Genomic DNA, 3,441 nt, shown 5'->3' with positions numbered 1-3,441 from the left:
TCCATAAAATATTTTTTTCATTTTAACTTCCCTTAATTATTAAACTTTTTTATTTTGAAACAAGCGTGGAAACCCTTTTGCTGTTTATTATTTTTGTTATCAAACTTAGGATAGAAATCTAGTAAATCATATTTATCAAAGAATCTTTTTGCTTGTGTGGGGGTAAATTCGCCTTTTAATTTCTCTGGGTTTAAAAGTATTGTGTGGTCAGGAGTTACATAGCCATTGTAGGTAGAATCTAAAATATCATAGAGGGTTATGCTTCTTTTTTCTTGTGTCTTGTTTCTTTTGTTATCAAAGTTCTTCCCCATTAAATTAAAATAACCATAAGCTGCCATTGCTAGTTCAGCATAATCTTTTAGTTTGCTAATTAATATTTTATTTTTCATTTGCTAACCCCAAACACGAAATAATTTTATGGTTTTCATCAAAACAGGGAATATTGAATATATAGCCTACCCGTATAGCTTCCAATCTGGCAAAAAAGCTATACATAAAAATACATAAAAATATAAAATTAAATATTTTCCATATTTTAAAATTTTGAATTATATCCATTAAAATCTTAATTGTTACATAAAGGATTAATATGGCAATTATATAAATAAAAAATATTCTATAACTAATAAAAAATGTTATCCAATTGGGCAATATGATTGGTCTTTCTATCAAGTGAAATATAACAAGATAAAAATACATAAAAATACATAAAAATATAAAATTAAATATTTTCCATATTTTAAAATCTGGGAATGTATCTATTAAAAGTTTTATGATTGTATATAGAATCAATGATGGAGTTATCAATACAATAAAGAAAAGGGTAGTTTCAATATCAAATGATTTTCTCTCTCCATAGACATAACCATAAAATACTATTGCCAAACAACAAAGGGCATATATGACAAATGGAAACATAAAAAATATATCTACAATATCCATATATTTTTTAAAATAAATAAATAAAACCAAAGAGATTACGATAAGAAAGAGTATAATTAACATTAAGCCACCCGTTCATTTGCAATCAAATTCTTAGAATCTTTAATAACTTCATAGATTTGCTTAGAATCTAGCATGATATGCGGTTTTAGATTCTTCGCACCAGGTGCATTAAAGGTATACACTTCATTAATGATAGAATCTTGATTGAATTCAGTAGCCAAAACATCAGGATTCTTAGCAAAACAGAGGGCAAATATTTGAGCCAAACAACCACCTAGAGAGTGTCCTACTATATTTAAGCTTTTAGGCTTAGTAATCTCTGGATATTGTTTAGCACAAGATTCATAAAAAAGTATCATTGCATGGAGATATTCAAAAGGTATAGTAGAATCTTTAAGGAGATTCACAAAGTCTGTTGTGTAATCAGCAGAATCAAAGCTTCCTCGTATGGCTAAAGTATATTCTTTAGATTCTTTATCTTGAAATAAACAAGCGTGGAGGCCTTTGGAATTGTCTTTAGGATAATAGTCTAGCAAATAGTATCTTTTAAGGAATTCTTTGGTTTGAATATCGCCAAATTCACCACCAAGTTTATCACCATTAAAACTGTCCTTGGCTCTATTTCTCATTTTCGTAAAAATATCATTGCTTTGCTCTAAATTCACTAATACTTCTTGGTTGTAATATTTTTTGTTTATGATATGCTCCAAATTAATTGGTGTTTCCCTGTATTCTCTAGGATAGTTTTTATCTTTTATTTTTTGTCCTTGCTCATCTAGTTGATAAATCTTTCTAGGAATATTACTAGAATCTTTTAGTAAATCAAAATAAAAATAGGAAGCCCAAGCTAGTTCCGCATTATCCCTAAGTTTTTTAATTATTTCTCTATTTGTCATCTATTTTTCCAAAGCTCAAAAAAAATTGAGATAATATATAAGCGTAAAAAATAACATTAAAACTAAATTTATCAATTTCCATACCCTAAAGCTTTTTATTATTTCTATAATTAAAGATATGGTAACATATGGCATTAATAACCAAATCATATAAAGACAAAAATGCACAATAGCTTTAGGCATATCTGACCCAGTTCCATTGAGCCCATAACCGAGTATTGCAAAAAATCCAGCCACAATTATACATACTATAAAATATAGTAATGCTATTTTATTAGAAGTTCTCATATAACCCCTTATCATTATAATTCTGTGCCTCTAAAGGCTAGGATATAGTTTGTATAACCATAGTCATTAGTGTATTGTGTTGCTTTAGATTCTGTATTCTTTTGTTTTCTTTTTTCTCCAAATAAAGTAGCAGAAAAGCCTGATTCTGTATTTGGTTGGTGGATAAGTAAATCATAGCGTTCAAAAAATCTTTTAGCTTGGAGTGGGGAGAAGTCGCCACCTAAGAAATGTTTATGATACCAAGAGTCTTTCGGTTTGCCATTTTTATCAAGATAGTATTTATAGGTTATGTCTAGTATGTCGGTATAGGTTAAATCCCTTTGGGTGTCATTTGGTTTATATTTTTTAAAATTATCTTTAAACTCTTTTAATCTCTCTTTATCGTTATCATCATGTTTATACTCTTTATCTGCTAAATGAAAATACCCATACGCTGCCCAAGCAAGTTCTGCATTATCCCTAAGCTTTTTGATTTGTTCTTTATTATTCATTGTTCCCCTCCCTAATATTTACCAATTACACAATATTCTGTTTTTGCTGGTATATAAAAGCTTCCATCAGTGCTTATATTCCAACCAATATTACCCTTTAGCAAGTAACTTTGAAAGTGCAACATTTTTCGCACATCAATAATGTTTTCTCTAGTAGGTTTATGCTTAAATAACATATAACCATAACCATACCAATATGTATATATTGGCGAAAGTGTATCATACAATTCTTCATTATTAAGAGCATCATAGAAAAATTGTGCCGTCTTTTTCTCTAATGCTTTTTCCTTCCCTATCTTTTCCCAATCTAATGTATCTAAACTTAGTCCATAATACCCTAGAATCTTATTGTATTTCTCTTCATTATTTGGAAGCTCATTTAAAGCACACATTTTTTTAAATTCATAATAGCTTGGTTGAAAATAATATGAAATATTAAAAACGTGAAAACTTGATAGTATAGCAATACCTCCAATAAATACTAGAAATTTAGAGACTTTCTTTTGCGATTTAAATACTTTTCTATATATAAGTTTGAATATGAAATATGAGAGAGTAAGAGGGATAATGAGATTCCACAATATAGCTAAAAATAATACCATAGACATATCCTTTGAGATTTTGTTAAATGAAAGTATCCATAACTAGCCCAAGCTAGTTCTGCATAGTCTCGTAATTTCTGTATTTGTTCTTTATTGCTCATTGTTAATCCTTGTAGATGTGCAACTTCTATAAGCTGTTTTAAATACAAGCTCGTAAGAAGCTATGCTTTTTGTTGTGAGATATTTTCTTTTAGTGTCCCATCTTGCAAAAAAATATGG

The 3,441-nt window shown here is 28.7% G+C and carries 4 protein-coding genes; all 4 read right to left on the bottom strand.

Annotated features, from left to right (window positions below; all coding sequences use genetic code 11):
- Positions 1-32: 32 nt before the first annotated feature.
- Positions 33-389: a hypothetical protein gene (locus tag C6H17_RS11805; RefSeq protein WP_020995729.1), complete on the bottom strand. Its 357-nt coding sequence runs from the start codon at positions 387-389 to the stop codon at positions 33-35.
- Between the two features lie 615 nt (positions 390-1,004).
- Positions 1,005-1,841: a lipase family protein gene (locus C6H17_RS11795; protein WP_005219868.1), complete on the bottom strand. Its 837-nt coding sequence runs from the start codon at positions 1,839-1,841 to the stop codon at positions 1,005-1,007.
- A 302-nt stretch (positions 1,842-2,143) separates the two neighbouring features.
- Positions 2,144-2,620: a hypothetical protein gene (locus C6H17_RS11785; RefSeq protein ID WP_005219869.1), complete on the bottom strand. Its 477-nt coding sequence runs from the start codon at positions 2,618-2,620 to the stop codon at positions 2,144-2,146.
- An 11-nt stretch (positions 2,621-2,631) separates the two neighbouring features.
- The gene (locus tag C6H17_RS12645) at positions 2,632-3,222 is read right to left on the bottom strand and encodes a hypothetical protein (RefSeq protein ID WP_005219870.1); all 591 of its coding nucleotides are present in this window, start codon (positions 3,220-3,222) and stop codon (positions 2,632-2,634) included.
- Between the last annotated feature and the right edge of the window lie 219 nt (positions 3,223-3,441).

The organism is Helicobacter rappini (assembly GCF_900198625.1).
Classification (GTDB): Bacteria; Campylobacterota; Campylobacteria; order Campylobacterales; family Helicobacteraceae; genus Helicobacter_A; species Helicobacter_A rappini.
The sequence above is the reverse complement of the archived record's forward strand: the minus strand, read 5'-3'. Positions and strand labels throughout refer to the sequence as shown.